The organism is Bartonella sp. CM86QHHN (assembly GCF_042194695.1).
Taxonomy (GTDB): Bacteria; Pseudomonadota; Alphaproteobacteria; order Rhizobiales; family Rhizobiaceae; genus Bartonella.
In genome coordinates, this window is the sequence record NZ_JBHIND010000017.1 from 63204 (window position 1) to 82472 (window position 19269).

Consider the following 19269-nt stretch of genomic DNA (forward strand, 5'->3'; position numbering starts at 1 on the left):
ATGGTAGACGGTACATCCAGGATGCATTTACCTAAAGAAAAAGAAGGTAAAAAAATAAACCGTTCAAAGCAGGGGAAGATTTTATTATTAAGCTTAATAATATTCCTTATTTTCAGTATTTTTGGTGGGCTCTTGAATGGTGCAGCAAAGGTTTCTTTCGTTGATCTCCTCCATGTGATGCTTACACAAGATTTTTCGGTAAGTAGTAAAACGCGTGATTACCTCGTGCTCATCGACATAAGGCTTCCCCGTGTTATCTTGGGATTATTGATTGGAGCAGCTTTAGCTGTCTCCGGTGTTCTTATGCAAGGGCTTTTTCGTAATCCTCTTGCAGATCCCGGAATTGTAGGTGTATCAGCAGGTGCTGGACTTGGAGCAGTCTTAGCAATTGTTGTCGGCATTGCTTTTCCTGTTTCTTTTGCACCTTTTCTAGAGCCTTATAAAGTTATCATAGGTGCTTTTTTTGGTGGACTTTTATCAACGATTATTCTCTACATAATAGCAACGCATAACAGCTTTACCTCTATTGCAACCATGCTGCTTGCAGGTATTGCTCTTGGTGCATTAAGCAGTGCTGTTGTCGGAACATTGATTTTTGTCGCAAATGACCAACAACTGCGTGATATCACTTTTTGGAGTCTGGGCTCTCTTGCGGGCGCTACATGGTTGAAAGTATGGCTTGTTCTCCCTTTTATCGTTATTGGTCTTCTTTTCTCTCCCTTTTTATCACGAGCACTTAATGCCCTTGCTCTTGGAGAAGCTGTTGCTGGCCATATTGGTTTCCATATTCAACGCGTCAAAAATATTGCTATTCCCCTTGTTGCTCTTATGTGCGGTAGTGCTGTTGCTGTCAGTGGTGGTATTGGTTTTATTGGTATTATTGTTCCTCATATTTTACGTCAGCTCATAGGTCCTGATCATCGCTATCTCATTCCTTGCTCTGCTCTCTTGGGAGCAGCATTACTTATTTTTGCTGATATGTTTGCACGCTTAATTGTTGCCCCCGCAGAATTGCCGATTGGGATTGTAACAGCACTTTTTGGTGCACCTTTCTTTCTATGGATCCTTATATGCAAACGAGGAACAGACTTTTCATGATTGAAGCGACAAATATTTGTGTTCAGCGCGGAAAGAAGCAGATTCTTAAACACATTAATCTTCAAGCTAAAAGTGGTGCTTTTACCATTATTATTGGTCCTAATGGATCAGGAAAAAGTACTTTTATCAAAGCTCTGAGTGGTGAAATTCCTTACAGTGGAAAAATAACCTTAAATGGTTATAATGTATGCCAAACAAAAACTCATGTAATGGCAAAAATGCGCGCTGTACTACCACAATCAACAACGCTCGTATTTCCATTCTTAGTCCATGAAGTTGTAGGGCTTGGCCTTTCTGTAAACCAATTTAGCATTGCCAAAGCCGAATTGCAAAATCTTATCCAGAAAGCTTTAGAGTGCGTTGACCTTTCTGATTATGGCAACCTGTATTATCACCAATTATCAGGTGGAGAACAAGCTAGAGTACAACTTGCCCGTGTACTTTGCCAAGTCTGGAAACCTGTTCATAATGGGATTCCTCGCTGGATGATATTAGATGAACCTATTGCTAGCCTCGATATTCAACATCAAATCATCGTTATGGATATTGCTAAACAATTTGCTCATTCTGGTGGCGGCGTTCTTGCTGTTCTTCATGACCTCAATCTCGCGGCACATTATGCAGATAACATGATCTTGCTCAAGGAAGGTGAGATTTATTGCGAAGGAAATGCAACTAATGTGTTGACAACACAAAATCTCCGCAATGTTTATCATTGTTCTTTAAACGTTTCTGAATTACCTAAAGAAGATATCCCTTTTATACTCCCTCAAACGACATCCTCCTATGAAATTAGATCTCTAGGCTATCGGCTTCAATCTAAAAACTAAAGTCCATAGCAAAATAAACACGCAAATATTCAAGAATCTTTTTTATTTTCATATGAACTCCTTTTTGTCATCTGTCATTAAAAAAGAAGACCAATTACCCTAAAGATATTTTTGGAAAAAAATACCAGTTTAAAATCTTTTAAGATTTTACGTAACTAAAAACATGTGAAATTTTATTTGCTATCAAACTGTTATATCATACAAATTTATACAACATAAACATGCGTTTTCCCACTCTTTCTATCACTTTTATCTTTATAAAAATGATTCAAGAAATGCGTATAAATGCCTTTGTTATAATAACGGGTGTATTATTATATCTTCTAAGGACCATATAGAAATCAAGTACCTTTCTCCCCTGCATAAAAGATTTATTTGTAACTTTAATGGTAATGTTTTCTTTATAATACATATACTTTAGCTTATTTGTATAAATAAATATTGATTTACAATGATATTTTTACTTTTCTCTCTCTATTAAAAAATTGTTTATTGGCATATCACAAAGAATTAACCTATTGAATAAAAACTTTAAAATAAACTCAATAACGCTTTTTGTAAGCCCCCTAATGCAAAAACAATGCGGAATATAGGGATGAGGAGAGAGTATAGAAATAGCGTTTGTCTTCTGCTTCATAAGCATAATGATGATTCCACTCAAAGGGGAACTATCATTTACAGATAAAGCCTCCTACCATGGCAATGCAAAGAAATGAAATCGACAACAAGGTGAGAAATCTCTTTATAAGATGAATTAACTCATACAGGGATATGCTATTTTTGCACAAAAAAACGCTAAAAATATTGTACTTTTTTATGCCTCAGGTTGAATAATTTTATTACCTTCCCCTATCAAAACACCTTGTGAAAAAATATATCTCCAGATCTCTTCACGGCACAGTTTAAATGATTTTTACACATTTTCCCTATGTTATCATATAATTATAAAATAAATTATATCCTTAACTCTTTCTTTCAATCATTTTAAAATTGTTTTTTGACGCTCTCAAGTATTCTATTAACAATATAGATTTCCTTTTCATATGCATAGAAAATAACGCGGAATTGCTCCGCGTTAACAAAATTATCAAGGTGTATAGATTATTATTACTTAAACATACTCATGATTTTATAGCATAGACAACGGTTGTATTAACAGGGCGCGTTTCTGCCTCACCCGTATGGGAAAGAGTTACCTTGTGTGTATGTGTACCAGCAGAAGCTGTTCTCCCTTTCAGGGTTGCATTATAAGTATAATGATTCGGGAGTCTCCCAATATCACCAACGGGCCATCCTACCCCTTGATACTCAAAATTATGCGCATGCTCGCCTGCGTTTTCAATACTCCCAATATGCGTATGTGATTTTATGCTATCTTGTTGTTCATCTGCAAACTTTCTACCACCATCTAAACCCCGACCATTATCAAAGCCGCGTAAAAACATGCCTCTAAAATCGGGAACTTTAAAAGTTTTATTGCTGTCTTTTCCCCATTTATCACCTATTGCCTCGAATAACTGCGGATAATCTTCACGCTTATAGGCCTTACCATCACATAAAAGCCAACCATTTGGCACATTTTGCATAGCAAATGTTGCAATAAATCCAGAGGGGAAACTTTCTATCTTTGGTGGTGTAGGGTTTAATAAATACCAACCCTCATGCTCTTTTATTAAAACACCATTATTGTATACCATTTCATAAATGCCATCTGTTTGAAATTCTCCACCTTCTAATGGTATAACCCCCGTATCAGTGGCTTTATAGATAAGCTTTTCTCCTATATTATTAACAGTTATTGTTGTCACGCCAATATTTACACCACAAGCTTTAAAACGTATGACGATATCATTGTTGTATTTCTTTATAGGCGAAACTGTCTTTAAGGTAATTAATGTTGTTTTATCTTCCAAATTTACTATAAAGCTTGAATTAATAGATCCACCATTATCTGCAAGATATTCGCGCACGCGCTGCATCATCGCCCTTGCACTATCATTAACAGAACTAGGCGGCTGTCCTTCTGCCCAATTAATGATACTATCTGAATAAGCATTTTCATCAGCCTTTAGAGACCAATCATAGATATTAGACATTTTAAATCCCCCATTATTTTCATAGTTTTTCTAACAACTTCTCGTTCTGTGCACTAAAATGTGCTGCCGCTGTTGATTGGTACATCATAACCACTGCACCATCCTTATTTACGCATTTTATCTCTCTTCACTCCTTCCAATTTTATAACCTAAATTCACCAGACGCTTTTCATAACATTAGTATTAATGCTTTCTCTTCTAATGTATAATGTAACCACCTCATCTGAGGTTACTTAATATCTTGTTTTGTTGCTTTGCTGTTGTTATATAATTATTTTTTCAATCTTGCATCTTGTTGCAAAATTTATAAATACTTCCAAAATTTTTCTTATTATGGATTTCATATAACCATTACTGAATGTAATAACTTATCATCCACATAGAAAGTTTCTGACTTAAACATTATCTTTTTTTATTTTTTTCAATAGTTTAAATCTATCTCGTCGATATTTTATACCATATATTTTAAACAAAGAAATTCTATCTTTTGGCTATCATTTGTATTAAAACTTTAAAAATTAGCTTCAAATTTTTTGCATGCTTCATTATGTTTTTATTCACATGCAGATACTTTGTTCTATTTTATTCAATTGATTTCTGAAATTGTGTCACAAGATTAGCACCAATGTTTTTTTTGAATAAGCTTTTGTTCAATCTAAATGTATCACAGAGAATATATTCAATATGGACATTTGCTCCACACTTTCATTGAACTGAAAATGAAATACTTTGAAATACTAAAGAAACACCTCACACCTTCACAAAATTTGAAGGTTGTATCCGATCCGGAAAAAATTAAAAAGCATAACCCAGCCCCTCCCCCAATTTTTATGAACAATATCCTTGTTTTTTAAACGCCCCATAACCAACTTTTCCCCTCCCACACTTAGCACATCTGCCTCTATATATTATTATATGTATATCTTTTTTGCAAGAACAATAAATCATTCTAAACAACATCTTGCAATTATTGGTGTTCTTTTTAATTCATGGCAATATCAAAAAGCATTCTCTAAACTGTTTTTCTAACTCATCTGCTTCATCAATCCAAACAAAAAATACGCTCCATCGATTTAACACTTGCTATACCCTTAACTATCAAAGAAAACACCTTACAAAATCTTGCATAAGTAGCCAGACAATTGGACTATCCATGGCTTGTTTTTTCCAAATAGAATATCCCCTCCACTCATTACCGACTTTATTTTCAGTGTTCTCTGCACCTTTAACTTCTATCTTCCTTTTAAAATACACATCATTTATTAGCTACACCCTTTACACGCCTTTACCAGCTCTAGATGGGATTATTCTTTACTGTTTTTGAAGCTATTGCTATATTTTCTAATGTAAGAAATATTTTCTTTAGGTAATAAAAAAACCAGTAATTTCAGACGTTATAGATGTATAACGCTATACATAATCTTACCATACATGAATGAAATGTGATCTACTCTACAAAAGATATAATACGTATTGATATGAATATATTGATGAATCCACAAAATAAACACACAAAAAGAAAGATGAAAATATGAGTTTTGGAGATCTTATCGTATGTAGTATATTAGGATTTTTGTTTACAATCTTTTCATTGGGGCGGGATGCTTAAAATCGTTACAGTAGAATGGAAAAAAGAATATTTTAGGTGTTCTTTTCTATTCCTTCCAGCATTTTCTTCGTTATTTAGCGCAGTCGCACTACTTAAATATGTTTTTTTGAACAAGACCTAAAAAACAAGCTGTTTTTATATCCTTCATAATGTGCATAACGAGTTTTATGATGTGAGTGGGACAATGCAAAGCGATTATAAAATGCTATGGTACTCCAAATAAAGAATTCTCTGATGCATTTATCGATGAAGACCTTGTTGGCGCATTTGCCTATCTATGGAGTGTACCAATCATCTCTGGCTGTATAGCTGCAGCTTTTATATGGCTACCATTTATAACACTGTTAATAACAGTAATATTAGTGGGAATTTGGTTACTCTTCCTCATAATTCCCTACTTATTCAAAAATTGTTTTTCCGCAAATTTATTCAATTTTTATCTTGTTTTATAATAATAATAAGATAATTACATTATAAGTAGTAAGTTTTTCTTGCATATAACACATAATTAGTTATTTTTTATCTGTAAATATTGTTGCACGATATCATATGGCTCTTAAATGAATTTACGTATACTTTTGTGCTGAGATACATCCTTTTGCTTTCCTCTCTCTTCCAACTATTTAAAATTGTTGATGAAATTTCAAGATAAAAAGCCTTTGTTCATTTTCATCATCATTTTTTAATTCAGCTTACGATTTTCAAAACATTCAAAACAATATTATTTTTAATAATAAAGATTAGGTATTGTTTCACGCTTTTGTTTATCGCATTCTTAATGGGAACATCCCCCTCATAAAGAATAAAGTACCCCAAACAAAATATAATGATATTGCATATTACGCACTTTTTAAGAAATATTGCTCAAAATATACTCCTTTCATTTTACGACAGCGCACGTCAATGATACAATAGCAAGCCATTATAGATCATCAGCTTTAAGCTTTTGAAGATACAAGTGGAATCCATCATACATTTTGTTGGCTCCCACGTTTTGACAGCCTCACATCTTAGAATGTTCATTAAATGACATTTGGCTTCCTTTCTTCAAGTGCTTTGCCCCATACGCTCCCACTTATGACGTGCAAGGAAGTGTTTTTATACGAAAAGATATATGATGAGAGGATCTTATGGTATTCTGAGTTATTATTTTAATATGAAAAAAATCTCAATCAAAGCCATAAACTATCTACTTTTCCCTGATAATCCGTTTTTAACTTTATTCTGGTTTATAAAAGCTTCAATATCATAGTTTATCACTTCATAATATCTATTTTCACTCTTAAAAACACACCAAAATCGTTTAAAATATATTTTTATGATTGACAATATAGATATTTAAGCCAACCATATTCGTATTAACAAAAATACTTCAAGTGGGAGGAGGCATGCAAATATTAGAATAGATATTGTATCAGTTTTTCAAAATAACTTTTCTTGAGCTGTATTGGGTTTTCTTTGCTACAAAGCAATACTATCCCTATTCATCTGAATGCTCGTGATTGATAATTTGAATACATCTCCATTAACATCGTAACTCCATTAACATCGCAACCTATTTTTGAACTCCGTGTCTATAAGGAAAAAGTTTGTGCAGAAAAATACTCCATCAATCAGTTGTAGCCCCTTTCCCGCTTCACGCAAAATTTATCAACAGAGCCTTCTCTTTTCTGATGTGCGCGTACCATTGCGTGAAATTTCACTGGCTGATGGCAGTGGTGAAAAACCTTTAAACGTCTACGATACTTCTGGCCCCTACACAGATAAAGATATGATCATTGATATTACAAAGGGCTTGCCAGCAATTAGCTTGCCTTGGCTCTCTAAGCGGAATGATACTGAAACTTATCCTGCACGATTAGTTAAACCTGAAGATAATGGATTGACTTCTGATAAAAACCTTACACCAGCCTTTAAACAAAAGCGTTCTATTTTACGAGCAAAAAATGGCAAAGCAATTACACAAATGGCTTATGCACGCGCAGGCATTATTACCGAAGAAATGGAATATGTGGCTATACGAGAAAATGAAGGATTAGTAGTAAAAGAACGGCAGAATGTACCATCAAATGAAACATTTGCTGGATCAATACCAGAAATTTATACTGCGGAATTTGTTCGCAATGAAATTGCTTGTGGACGCGCCATTATTCCACAAAACATTAATCATCCAGAATGCGAACCCATGATTATTGGGCGTAATTTTCGTGTTAAAATTAATGCCAATATTGGCAATTCAGCAGTAACGTCATCTATGGAAGAAGAAGTTGATAAAATGGTTTGGGCCATTCGCTGGGGAGCAGATACAGTTATGGATCTCTCAACAGGTCGAAATATTCATAATATCCGTGAGTGGATTATTCGAAATTCTCCTGTGCCCATCGGAACAGTTCCTCTTTATCAAGCACTCGAAAAAGTACAGGGTATTGCCGAAAACTTAACATGGGATATTTTCCGTGATACCCTTATTGAGCAAGCAGAGCAAGGTGTTGATTATTTTACCATTCATGCAGGATTAAGATTACCATTTATTCCTATGACCATTGATCGTGTAACAGGTATTGTTTCACGAGGCGGTTCTATTATGGCAAAATGGTGTCTCCATCATCACAAAGAAAGCTTTCTCTATGAACATTTTGATGAAATTTGTGATATTGCAAAAACATATGATATCTCTCTTTCATTAGGAGATGGATTACGCCCTGGCTCTATTGCCGATGCCAATGATGAAGCCCAATTTGCAGAGCTTAAAACTTTGGGAGAATTGACAAAAATTGCTTGGAAAAAAGATGTACAGGTTATGATTGAAGGTCCTGGGCATGTCCCAATGCACAAAATTAAAGAAAATATGGAGCAACAATTAGATCTTTGTCATGAGGCGCCTTTTTATACTTTGGGACCTCTTACAACGGACATTGCTCCTGGTTATGACCATATTACATCAGCAATTGGTGCCGCTATGATTGGATGGTTTGGAACTGCTATGTTGTGTTATGTAACACCTAAAGAACATCTAGGACTGCCCGATAGGAATGACGTAAAAACTGGTGTGATTACTTATAAAATTGCTGCTCATGCCGCTGACCTTGCCAAAGGTTTGCCTAGAGCACAATTGCGCGATAATGCTCTTTCGCGTGCACGATTTGATTTTAGATGGCACGATCAATTTAACCTTTCTCTTGATCCAGAAACAGCCTGTGCCTTTCATGATGAGACAATGCCTAAAGAAGCCCATAAATTGGTGCATTTTTGTTCCATGTGTGGACCAAAATTCTGTTCTATGCGTATTTCCCATGATATTCGTGAGGCAGCCGCAATAAGAAAAACAAAAGGGGAAGGTATGATCGCCATGGCCGAAAAATATCAGAAAAATGGTGACCTTTATATGGAAATTGTTCCTCCTCAAAAAAAGAAAGTAAATAGTTGAAGAACATTCTTATCAAAGGTGCAGGTGTAGGCGGCTTAACAGTTGCCTTTATGTTACAGCAAAAAGGTGCTTCTGTTACTGTATCGGCCCCCCCACATTCACCTATAGGAAGTGCTAGTTGGTATGCAGGAGGAATGCTTGCACCTTACTGTGAAAGGGAAAGTGCAGAACAAATTGTTGAAGATCTTGGTGTACAAGCTATACAATGGTGGCGTAAAACGCTCCCAAACCTTGTCATACAAAAAGGCACTTTAGTGGTTGCACCTACACGAGATAGAGGAGAGCTTGAACGATTTTCTGTGCGTACGCATAATCACAAAACCGTAGATAATACAGAAATAGCTCATCTTGAACCAGATCTTGCGGAACGTTTTAACTGTGCACTCTTTTATGAAAATGAAGCCCATATTGATCCTCGCAAAGCACTTATGGCTTTAAAAGAAAAGCTTCTCAACAATGGAGCCTGTTTTGTTGATGTAGAAATAGCTGAAAAAAAATTTGATATTGTTATTGATGCGACAGGAATAGCACGTTTAGGAAAAGATAAAAATATACGGGGCGTACGCGGCGAAATGCTTCTCGTGCGCTGCACCGATATTAAAATTTCGCGTCCAATTCGTCTTCTTCACCCACGGTTTCCTCTCTACATTGTACCTCGACAAGATAATATTTTTATGATTGGTGCAACGATGATTGAAAGTGACTTTGATGGTGCAATCTCTGTAAGATCAATGATGGAACTGCTCAACGCGGCTTATACTTTACATCCTGCTTTTGCTGAAGCAGAAATTATTGAATCTGGCGTTGGTGTTCGTCCATGTTATCCTAATAACTTCCCTTCTGTGCATAAAAATGGTAACTTTATTTCTATTAATGGATTTTATAGACATGGTTTTCTGTTGTCTCCAGAAATGGCAAAACGAGCAATGGAATTGGCATTGGAATAAAACATGCAAATATTTGTTAATGGTGAAACAGTCCAAACAGAAGTTATGACTCTTGGTCTCTTGCTTGAAGAATTGGGGTATGAAGGAAATTGGCTTGCAACTGCTGTTAACGCTGAAGTTGTTCCCATAGATGCACGAAGCCAATTTGTCTTGCATGAAGGAGATAAAATTGAAATTTTAAGCCCAATGCAAGGAGGCTAAAATTATGCTGAATCTTTATGGACGACAATTCTCTTCCCGTCTTCTATTAGGTACAGCGCAATATCCTTCACCAGCAATCCTTCGTGATGCTATTCATAAATCGAATACGGAAATTGTAACTGTTTCCTTGCGCCGTGAAACTGCAGGTGGAAAACAAGGTGGACAATTTTGGAAATTTCTTCAAGAACTTGGGGTAACAGTGCTTCCTAATACTGCTGGTTGTTATACTGTTAAAGAAGCCGTAACCACAGCGCAATTAGCAAGAGATCTTTTTAAAACAGCTTGGATTAAACTCGAAATTATCGGTAATTCAGACACCTTACAGCCAAATATTTTTTCCTTAATCGAAGCTGCTCAAATTTTAAACAATGAAGGTTTCAAAATTTTTGCCTATACAACGGATGATCTCATTGTTGCTGAAAAACTTTTCGACATTGGTTGCCGTGTTATTATGCCTTGGTGTGCTCCTATTGGTTCTGCCAAAGGACCTCATAATACTGATGGATTGCGTTCTATCCGTGCTTACCTTCCTGATGCTACTCTTGTTATTGATGCCGGCATTGGACGCCCATCACATGCCGCCATTGCGATGGAACTAGGTTATGATGCGGTCCTTCTTAATACCGCAGTTGCTAAAGCAGCTGATCCTGTCTTAATGGCTGAAGCATTTTCTAAAGCTGTTCAAGCAGGACGTATGGGATATAAAGCTGGCATGATCGAAGCACGCAATGTAGCAGTCCCTTCAACACCAATCATTGGAAAAGCGGTATTTTCATGAAACTGGATCCATTTTACCTCATCGTTGATAACGCTGATTGGATTGAACGTTTGCTTCCTCTTGGTATCAAGCTCGTACAATTGCGTATGAAACATGAAAATCAACAAATAATCCGTCAACATATTAAGCGTGCAAAAAACATATGCAATAAATTGGGAGCACAATTAATTATTAATGATCATTGGGAAATAGCAATTGATGAAAAGTGTAATTTTATTCATCTGGGACAAGAAGACCTAAGCAATACTGATCTTCACGCAATTCGTAAAAGTGGTATAAAAGTTGGTCTTAGTACACATGATGAACATGAATTGGATATCGCACTCTCTGCTAATCCTGAGTATATTGCACTTGGTCCTATTTATTCGACAATCTTAAAAAAAATGAAATGGATGCCGCAAGGACTAGAAAAAATCAAACAATGGAGAAAGCGGATTGGTGCTTTACCTTTGGTGGGTATTGGTGGGTTAACACCAGAACGCGCAGTGGGTGTTTTAAAAGCAGGAGCAAATAGTGCTGCTGTTGTGACTGATATTATCCTCCATAAAAAACCAGAAGAGCGTGTACAGCAGTGGATAAAAGTGACACAAACATGGCGTTGATACCTTCTATTCTTATTGTTGCGGGCACTGATCCAACAGGAGGTGCTGGTATTGTTCGTGATATAGAAACCTCTGCACATTTTCAAATAAAAGCAAATTTAGCAATTACTTGTGTTAACGTACAAGATGATAATCGCGTTGTCGAAATCATTCCAATGCGTGGAGACCTCGTCGCTGCGCAAATGCGTGCTGCCCTAGAAGCAAATCCAATAAGCGCAATAAAAATCGGTATGACGGGGACAAAAGCAATTATAGCAGCAATCTGTAACGTACTCAAAGACTATCCCCATGTTCCAGTTATTTTGGACCCTGTACTTGTCGCTTCATCAGGAGGAAAACTAATAACGGAAACAATCATCGACACGATGATCGATAAACTGCTTCCTCATGTTGATCTTTTAACACCGAATAGAGAAGAACTCGCTCTTCTTAGCAAAAGTCCATTGGCATCTCATGATAAGCAAGCAATACAACAAGCAAAAAAACTTTTGTCATTGGGAGCTCGCTCTATTTTAGTAAAAGGGGGACATGCAGAGGGGCCTCTTGCAATTGATAGCTTCATTGACAAAACTGAAGTCATAAATATCTCTACTCCACGTTTAAAAGGAACAATGCGAGGAACAGGTTGCATTCTCTCAAGCGCTATTGCAGCGCATTTAGCATTAAATGAACCTCTCATTTCAGCTGTAAAAAAAGCAAAAGCGTATATCCACACATTGCTTTTAACCCATTGTAAAAATAGTTTATAACGTCTTAGTATTTTCTCATATAAAAGTAATATTTATATATTTCAATTAATATATTTAATTTTTTTTAATAAAAGTTATTAAAAAAATATAATAATATAAAATTTATAATTAATCTTATAAATAAAATACTACAAAATTCACTTTCATTAAGTATTAAATATAGAATATAATGATAAAAAACATTATCACACCACTTGCATTCAGTAAAAAATTCTTTTAGTATGAGTGAGTTTAGTCTGTTTAAAAAGTTGAAATAACGCAATTTAAACAAATTATACATTTAAAGATGCATATAATCGCGAACATTCGCATTTTACGATTTGCCTTTTTTGTGAAAAGAGAGAATCCTATCAGCGTTCTTATACATTAATGGCTAGCGAATACATTTAATAAAACTTGAAGGATAATTTTGTTTGATCTATAATCGCTAGATCATTAGAAAAAATAAAATGTTAAATCAAACGCCATGCTCAATTTCCTATGAAGAACTCTTAAACTTTTATAAAGAAAGTGGTGCGGATGCCGTTCTGACAGATTTTCCTATTGATCGTTTTAAGCAGTCTGCTTGTTCAGAGAGAAAATTAATATCTGTCGTGAACATTTCTCATAATCAACTAGCATCTCCCAAAACATCTCCAACCATAAAATTAGATCATCATCAGCTGCATAACTCTAGGACTATACAAAATGAATCCACAGCTATAGAGAGTGCAAAAAATGCAAAGACACTTGATGAATTAAAATCTGCTCTCCTTGCATTTAATGGCTGTTCATTAAAATTGACAGCAAAAAATACCTGTTTTTCAGATGGAACAGCAGGAAGCCCCCTGATGCTTATAGGCGAAGCACCAGGACGAGACGAGGATATACAAGGAATTCCTTTTGTGGGAAAAGCTGGGATGTTGCTTAATAAAATCCTCGCATCAATTGGCTTAACAAGAAATAATGTTTACATTGCCAACACTATTCCTTGGCGTCCGCCAGGAAATCGTACACCAACACCAAGAGAAGTTGCCTTGTGCCGCCCTTTTATTGAACGGCACATTTATTTAGCGCGTCCTCGTGTTCTTATAGCACTAGGAGGCGTTGCTGCACAGTTTCTTACTGGATCTCAAAATGGGATTATCCGAACAAGAGGGAAATGGCATATCTATGAAAGCGAGGATAATATAAAAATACCTGTTATGCCAACTTTCCACCCAGCTTACCTTCTTAGAACCCCTAGTCAAAAGAAGCTTACATGGATAGACTTCTTAGAAGTAAAAAATCGCCTCGACAGCCTTTTGTAATTCTTTAATCCTATATTGCTTCTAAAATTAACACACCCTTCTTTAACTCTTAAAATACAAATGGGAAAAAACTATGAAACAGCCAATAACATCTATTTATCGTTTGGAAGACTACCAACCAACCCCTTACGTTATCCCTAAAACACAACTTTCTTTCCAATTAGCACCGACAAAAACCTATGTTACAGCCATATTGTCTATTGAATCCCGTCACGATACAAAAGAATTAACACCTCTTGTTCTTTCTGGTGATGATCTTACTTTAATTTCCGTTTCTATTAATGATGAGATATTAGCCCCAAACACTTATAAAGTGACGCCTTCACGTTTAGAAATTACAACGCCACCAACGGCTCCTTTTACATTGAAATTGGTTACAGAACTGAATCCTGAAAGCAACCGCCAACTTATGGGGCTTTACCTTTCAAATGGTGTTTATTGCTCACAATGCGAATCGGAAGGTTTTCGTCGTATTACTTATTTTTACGACCGCCCTGATGTTCTTTCTACCTATAGAGTGAAAATTGAAGCAGATTCCCAAACAATCCCAATCTTGCTTTCCAATGGTAATCTGGTGGAAACAGGAACTTTAGAGAATAATCGCCATTTTGCCATTTGGGAAGATCCTTATCCCAAACCATCTTATCTCTTTGCTTTAGTAGGTGGAGATCTTGATAAGTTAGAAGACCATTTTACAACTGTATCTGGACGACGTATCGAGCTTAGTATCTATGTAGAAAAAGGAAAAACCGAACGCGCAACCTATGCAATGGATGCTCTTAAACGTTCCATGCGTTGGGATGAACAATGTTTCGGACGCGAATATGATCTTGATATTTTCAATATTGTCGCTGTGTCCGACTTTAACATGGGAGCAATGGAAAACAAAGGCCTTAACGTTTTTAATGATAAATATGTTCTTGCAGATCCTGAAACAGCAACCGATCAGGATTATAGAAATGTTGAACGTGTCATTGCACATGAATATTTCCATAATTGGAGCGGTAATCGTGTTACCTGTCGCGATTGGTTTCAACTCTGTTTAAAAGAAGGATTCACTGTTTATCGTGATCAGGAATTTTCATCAGATCAAAATGTACGCAGCCTACAGCGAATTGAAAATGTAAAAGCATTAAAAGCGACGCAATTTGCAGAAGACGCAGGACCTCTTGCGCATCCTGTACGTCCTCGTCAATATAGCCAAATTAATAATTTTTACACAACAACTGTTTATGAAAAAGGTGCTGAAGTTGTTCGCATGATACGGACTATTTTAGGTCCTACTCTTTTTCGTAAAGGCACTGATCTTTATTTTCAACGTCATGATGGACAAGCTTGTACAATTGAAGATTTTATTACCTGTTTTGCTGAAGTGTCTGGTCAAGACTTCTCCCAATTCATGCTATGGTATGAACAGGCAGGAACACCCAATGTAGAAATCGATAGTCATTATAGCGATGGTGTTTTAACAATTCATGCAAAGCAACATATTCCCGCAACCCCACAACAAAATACAAAAAAGCCTATGCTTATCCCTATCGTATTTGGCTTGTTAGGACCTAACGGAGAAAACCTCACCTATGAAGCAGATACAAATATTCAATCAGATGTTATGCTTTTATCCAAGGAAAGCCAAACCTTTACATTAAAGGGACTGCGTGAAAAACCCGTTTTATCACTGCTGCGAGACTTTTCAGCACCAATCATTCTACACACTCCATTCAATGAAAGAGAACTTATTTTTCTTGCACAACATGATGACAATCACATCAATCGCTGGCAATCTCTTAATCATTTAATGACGCAAGCTTTGATTCAAAGCATTCAAGATAAAACACAAGAAAAAGCAACACTCCCTTCTGCTTTGCTAAAGCTGATTGAAACGATCATAACAGATGAAACCTTAGAGCCTGAATTTCGTGCCTTCTGTTTAAATTTACCTAGTGAAGTTGAGCTTGCTCATACAATCGGTAAAAATATTGACCCAGATCGTATTCATTATGTCCGCAATCAGTTTTTAGTTTCACTTGCACAAACTCACCAAGAGCTCTTAACAAAACTCTATGGACAAATGCAAACCCAAGAGCCCTATTCACCAAACACTGCACAAGCTGGAAAGCGAGCATTAAAGAATATCATACTGGATTACCTTTCCATTGCTGAAGCCAATCCAAATCGAGCTGCTATACAGTATGCAACAGCTGATAATATGACTGACCGTATGGCGAGTATCGCTGTTCTCGTGAAGCGTTTTAATGAAAATGAGCAGGCACAAAATGCCTTAAATGATTTTGAAAACAGCTATCAGAATGACCCTTTGGTCATGGATAAATGGTTTTCTATTCAAGCAATGGTTGCTGGCACATCAACACTCGAGAATGTTCAAAAGCTCATGCAACATCCGCTGTTTTCACAAGATAATCCTAATCGTGTACGTTCTCTAATCGGTGTTTTTGCCTCTAACAATCTCACGGGCTTTAACAGGATGGATGGAGCATCTTATCATTTTCTTTGCCAAGTTATTTTGGAAATTGACAAAAAAAATCCACAGCTTGCTTCACGATTATTAACAATGATGCGCTCTTGGCGACAATTAGAACCTATTCGACAACAAAAACTTGAAACTGAATTAAAAATGATTGCTGCTGCGCCAAAATTATCAAGCGATGTTGCTGATATCATCAACCGTCTGCTTACTTGAAACAAAAAATTATTTTAAATCAATATGCTATAATATTTTTTAAAATAAATTCTATAAACTATTCGATCATCATTAAATCTATAAACAGGCAATCTAAGCCTGTTTATAGATCACGTTTAAAGTACTTTTTTCTTTTCATATTCCAAAATCATAAAAGTAAAATTATTTTTTTTTAAAAAAAGACTGGACAGAAGACTCCTGTTTTGATTCATTGCACTCGATGGGGTTACTATGAATATCGAAGCAGTTTTTAAATCACATTATTCCAGAATTAAAGGAACGCGAGATGGCTAAATTGGACGCATATAATGCGCCAAGGGAGGTGTATGCTGATTCAAAATCAAGCGCTCAAAGTCGCAAGGAGCGGACAGAGCGTACCAATCTGTTTTCTGGTTCTGCCTATAAAAAACTTCTTTTTATTGAACCTTGGCTGCGACGTTCACTCCCATTTGTAATTCTTGCATTTCTTGTTATACTAGCAGCAATCCGTTTCCTATCAATCTATGATTGGCGCAACACAATTGATAAAAACACGCATTCTACCATCGCTCTCTTAGCTTCTCATATTACCAATACAATCGACCGTGACTTACTTGCCGCCACTCGACAAGGAAAAGCTGCTGCTCTTTCTCATAATCATTTACAAAATATCCTGACTAATTTTCGTAACAAAGGTTTTATAAAAACCAGCGCTGTTATTGCTATTGTCGATCAAAAAGGCAATGTCCTAGCTTCATCAAGTTCCGAGATTGTCTTAGGAAAACCCTTACAGAATTTTACCTCTGAAAGCATTACTTTACAAGCTCTAGGAAAACATGCTGGAATCATGAAAATTACAATAGGAAAAGATATTCCTGCTCTCGCTTCCTTTCAGCAAACAGAAAATGGACAATATGGGGTATTCACCAGTGAAAAAATGCAACATATTTACATGGAATGGCGGAAAGCTCTCTCGTTAAATATAACCATGTTCATTGGAACTAGTGGCGTTATCCTTGCTCTTCTTTATGCTTATTACAACCAAATTGTACGAGCACGCAAAACAGATCTTGTTTCAGAAAAAATTCAAAACCGTATTGATATGGCAATGATGCGTGGACGCTGTGGACTATGGGATTGGAATATGGCAAGTGGACGCGTCTACTGGTCACGGGCAATGTACGAAATGCTCGGCTATGTCCCTCAAGATGCATTGCTCTCAATTTCCCAAATTAGCGCCATTATCAATCCAAATGATGCGAATTTTTTTGACCTTGCTCAGGAATTAATGAGCGGTAAAAAAAAGCATATCGATATTAACGTTCCTATGCGTCATGCTGATGGTCATTATGTATGGATGCGCATTCGTGCCGAAGTTACTGAAGAAGAAGAACCCCATTTGGTTGGTATTTCCTTCGATATTAGTGAACAGCAACAATTGGCTGAACAAACAGCGCAAGCCGACCTTCGTATCCGTGATGCGATTGAAAACATTTCAGAATCTTTCGTCTTGTGGGATGCTGAAGGACGTTTAGTCATGTCCAACAGCAAATTTTGCGAATATGCCGCTATTCCTAAACAAATTCTCCAATCAGGTATCCAACGTGCAACCGTCGAAGCCATGGCACGCCCTGCACTCAGTGAATATCCCCTTAAAGATGATGGTACTGGTAACTTAACCAGTATTCGCCAAACGGCAGATGGTTGTTGGCTCAAAATTAACGAACGACGAACCCAAGATGGAGGATTGGTTTGTATTGGTACTGACATTTCTGAGCTTAAACAACAACAGGAAAAATTTGAAGACAGTGAAAGGCGTCTTTTCTCTTTCATTCAAGAACTCAAGCGCGCGCGAGGGAGTGCTCAACAACGCGCAACAGAAGTTGAAAAACTTAATAAAAGTCTGAAAGCAGAAAAAGAACGCGCCGAAAGTGCTAATAAGGCTAAATCAGAATTTTTAGCCAATATGTCTCATGAATTGCGCACGCCTCTGAATGCTATTCTTGGTTTTTCAGATATCATGTTGCAATCGACTTTTGGTCCTCTTGGTTCACAACGCTATAAGGAATATATGCATGATATTTACAATTCAGGAACCCATCTTCTAACCCTTATCAATGACATCCTTGATATGTCAAAAATCGAAGCAGGAAGATTTACGCTTGATTGTAAAAATACCGATCTTGAGCCCATCATTAGTGAAGCAGTACGAACACTAACACCTCAAGCTCAAGAAAAAAATATTGTTGTTACAACAAACATTACCCCAGAACTTCATGCTGAAGTTGATGGTCGTGCAATGAAACAGATTTTCCTTAATCTCATCTCTAATGCCGTTAAATTTACGCCTTCTGGCGGAAATATTGATGTCTGCGCTTTCAAGAAAAAAAATAACCTTATTTTTAAAATTACAGATACAGGCGTTGGTATTCCCCAATCAGCAATTAAAAAACTTGGGCAACCTTTTGAACAAGTCGAAAATCAGCTCACTAAATCTCATACGGGCTCAGGTCTTGGATTAGCCATTTCACGCTCCTTGCTAGAACTCCACAAAGGAAAACTTGAAATTACTTCAAAAGAAATGAAAGGAACAACTGTAACGATTATAATGCCCATCACACAAAGTTAAATTTTTCCATTTTGTTCCCGTTGTAGTAAAATCTGTTTCCGTTTTTCCCCCCAACGATACCCTGAAATAAAACCATTTTTACGCACAACACGATGACACGGAATGATAATAGCCAATTCGTTACGTGCACAGGCATGAGCAACGGCACGAAAAGCTTTCGGCATACCAATACGGCATGCTAAGATCTCATATGAAATTGTTTCACCACATGGTATATCACATAATACTGCCCATACTTGTCGTTGAAAAACTGTACCATTTATGGATAACATGTAAGTTTTATGTAAAAATAACTTGCTGTATTTATACAGCTTTTTTACAGTGAGGGACGCGT

The 19269-nt window shown here is 36.5% G+C and carries 13 protein-coding genes; 11 read left to right on the forward strand and 2 right to left on the reverse strand.

The window, feature by feature from the left end:
* Entirely contained in the window at positions 1-1098 is a 1098-nt protein-coding gene (locus tag ACFIKX_RS01660) for a FecCD family ABC transporter permease (protein ID WP_375617630.1), read from the forward strand.
* A complete protein-coding gene (locus ACFIKX_RS01665; RefSeq protein ID WP_375629313.1) occupies positions 1095-1928 on the forward strand; it encodes a heme ABC transporter ATP-binding protein in 834 nt (277 codons plus the stop codon). The genes ACFIKX_RS01660 and ACFIKX_RS01665 overlap by 4 nt, the downstream gene beginning before the upstream one ends.
* 1121 nt (positions 1929-3049) lie before the next feature.
* Here ACFIKX_RS01665 and ACFIKX_RS01670 read toward each other — a convergent pair.
* Positions 3050-4024: a tail fiber protein gene (locus ACFIKX_RS01670; protein ID WP_375629316.1), complete on the reverse strand. Its 975-nt coding sequence runs from the start codon at positions 4022-4024 to the stop codon at positions 3050-3052.
* Positions 4025-7224: 3200 nt separating this feature from the next.
* Between ACFIKX_RS01670 and thiC the strand changes: the two genes are divergently transcribed.
* From thiC to ACFIKX_RS01715, 9 genes are all read left to right on the forward strand, one after another.
* Positions 7225-9060 carry a phosphomethylpyrimidine synthase ThiC gene (gene thiC, locus ACFIKX_RS01675; RefSeq protein WP_375629319.1) on the forward strand — a complete coding sequence of 612 codons (1836 nt, stop codon included), beginning with the start codon at positions 7225-7227 and terminating at the stop codon, positions 9058-9060.
* Positions 9057-10007, forward strand: a complete 951-nt coding sequence (locus ACFIKX_RS01680) for an FAD-dependent oxidoreductase (RefSeq protein WP_375629322.1) — start codon at positions 9057-9059, stop codon at positions 10005-10007. Before thiC ends, ACFIKX_RS01680 begins: the two co-directional genes overlap by 4 nt.
* Positions 10008-10010: 3 nt before the next feature.
* The gene (gene thiS, locus ACFIKX_RS01685; RefSeq protein WP_273791115.1) at positions 10011-10208 is read left to right on the forward strand and encodes a sulfur carrier protein ThiS; all 198 of its coding nucleotides are present in this window, start codon (positions 10011-10013) and stop codon (positions 10206-10208) included.
* A 4-nt stretch (positions 10209-10212) separates the two neighbouring features.
* Positions 10213-10986: a thiazole synthase gene (locus ACFIKX_RS01690; protein WP_375611200.1), complete on the forward strand. Its 774-nt coding sequence runs from the start codon at positions 10213-10215 to the stop codon at positions 10984-10986.
* Positions 10983-11588 carry a thiamine phosphate synthase gene (locus ACFIKX_RS01695; RefSeq protein WP_375629325.1) on the forward strand — a complete coding sequence of 202 codons (606 nt, stop codon included), beginning with the start codon at positions 10983-10985 and terminating at the stop codon, positions 11586-11588. The genes ACFIKX_RS01690 and ACFIKX_RS01695 overlap by 4 nt, the downstream gene beginning before the upstream one ends.
* A complete protein-coding gene (locus tag ACFIKX_RS01700; RefSeq protein WP_375611294.1) occupies positions 11579-12337 on the forward strand; it encodes a hydroxymethylpyrimidine/phosphomethylpyrimidine kinase in 759 nt (252 codons plus the stop codon). Before ACFIKX_RS01695 ends, ACFIKX_RS01700 begins: the two co-directional genes overlap by 10 nt.
* A gap of 449 nt (positions 12338-12786) precedes the next feature.
* Complete coding sequence (locus tag ACFIKX_RS01705) at positions 12787-13626, forward strand: uracil-DNA glycosylase family protein (RefSeq protein WP_375629327.1); 840 nt, start codon at positions 12787-12789, stop codon at positions 13624-13626.
* A 73-nt stretch (positions 13627-13699) separates the two neighbouring features.
* Entirely contained in the window at positions 13700-16327 is a 2628-nt protein-coding gene (gene pepN, locus ACFIKX_RS01710) for an aminopeptidase N (RefSeq protein ID WP_375629329.1), read from the forward strand.
* Between the two features lie 286 nt (positions 16328-16613).
* A complete protein-coding gene (locus ACFIKX_RS01715; RefSeq protein WP_375629330.1) occupies positions 16614-18935 on the forward strand; it encodes an ATP-binding protein in 2322 nt (773 codons plus the stop codon).
* Here ACFIKX_RS01715 and ACFIKX_RS01720 read toward each other — a convergent pair.
* On the reverse strand, positions 18932-19269 hold a 338-nt coding region (locus ACFIKX_RS01720), incomplete at its 5' end, for a methylated-DNA--[protein]-cysteine S-methyltransferase (protein ID WP_375629332.1). The genes ACFIKX_RS01715 and ACFIKX_RS01720 overlap by 4 nt on opposite strands.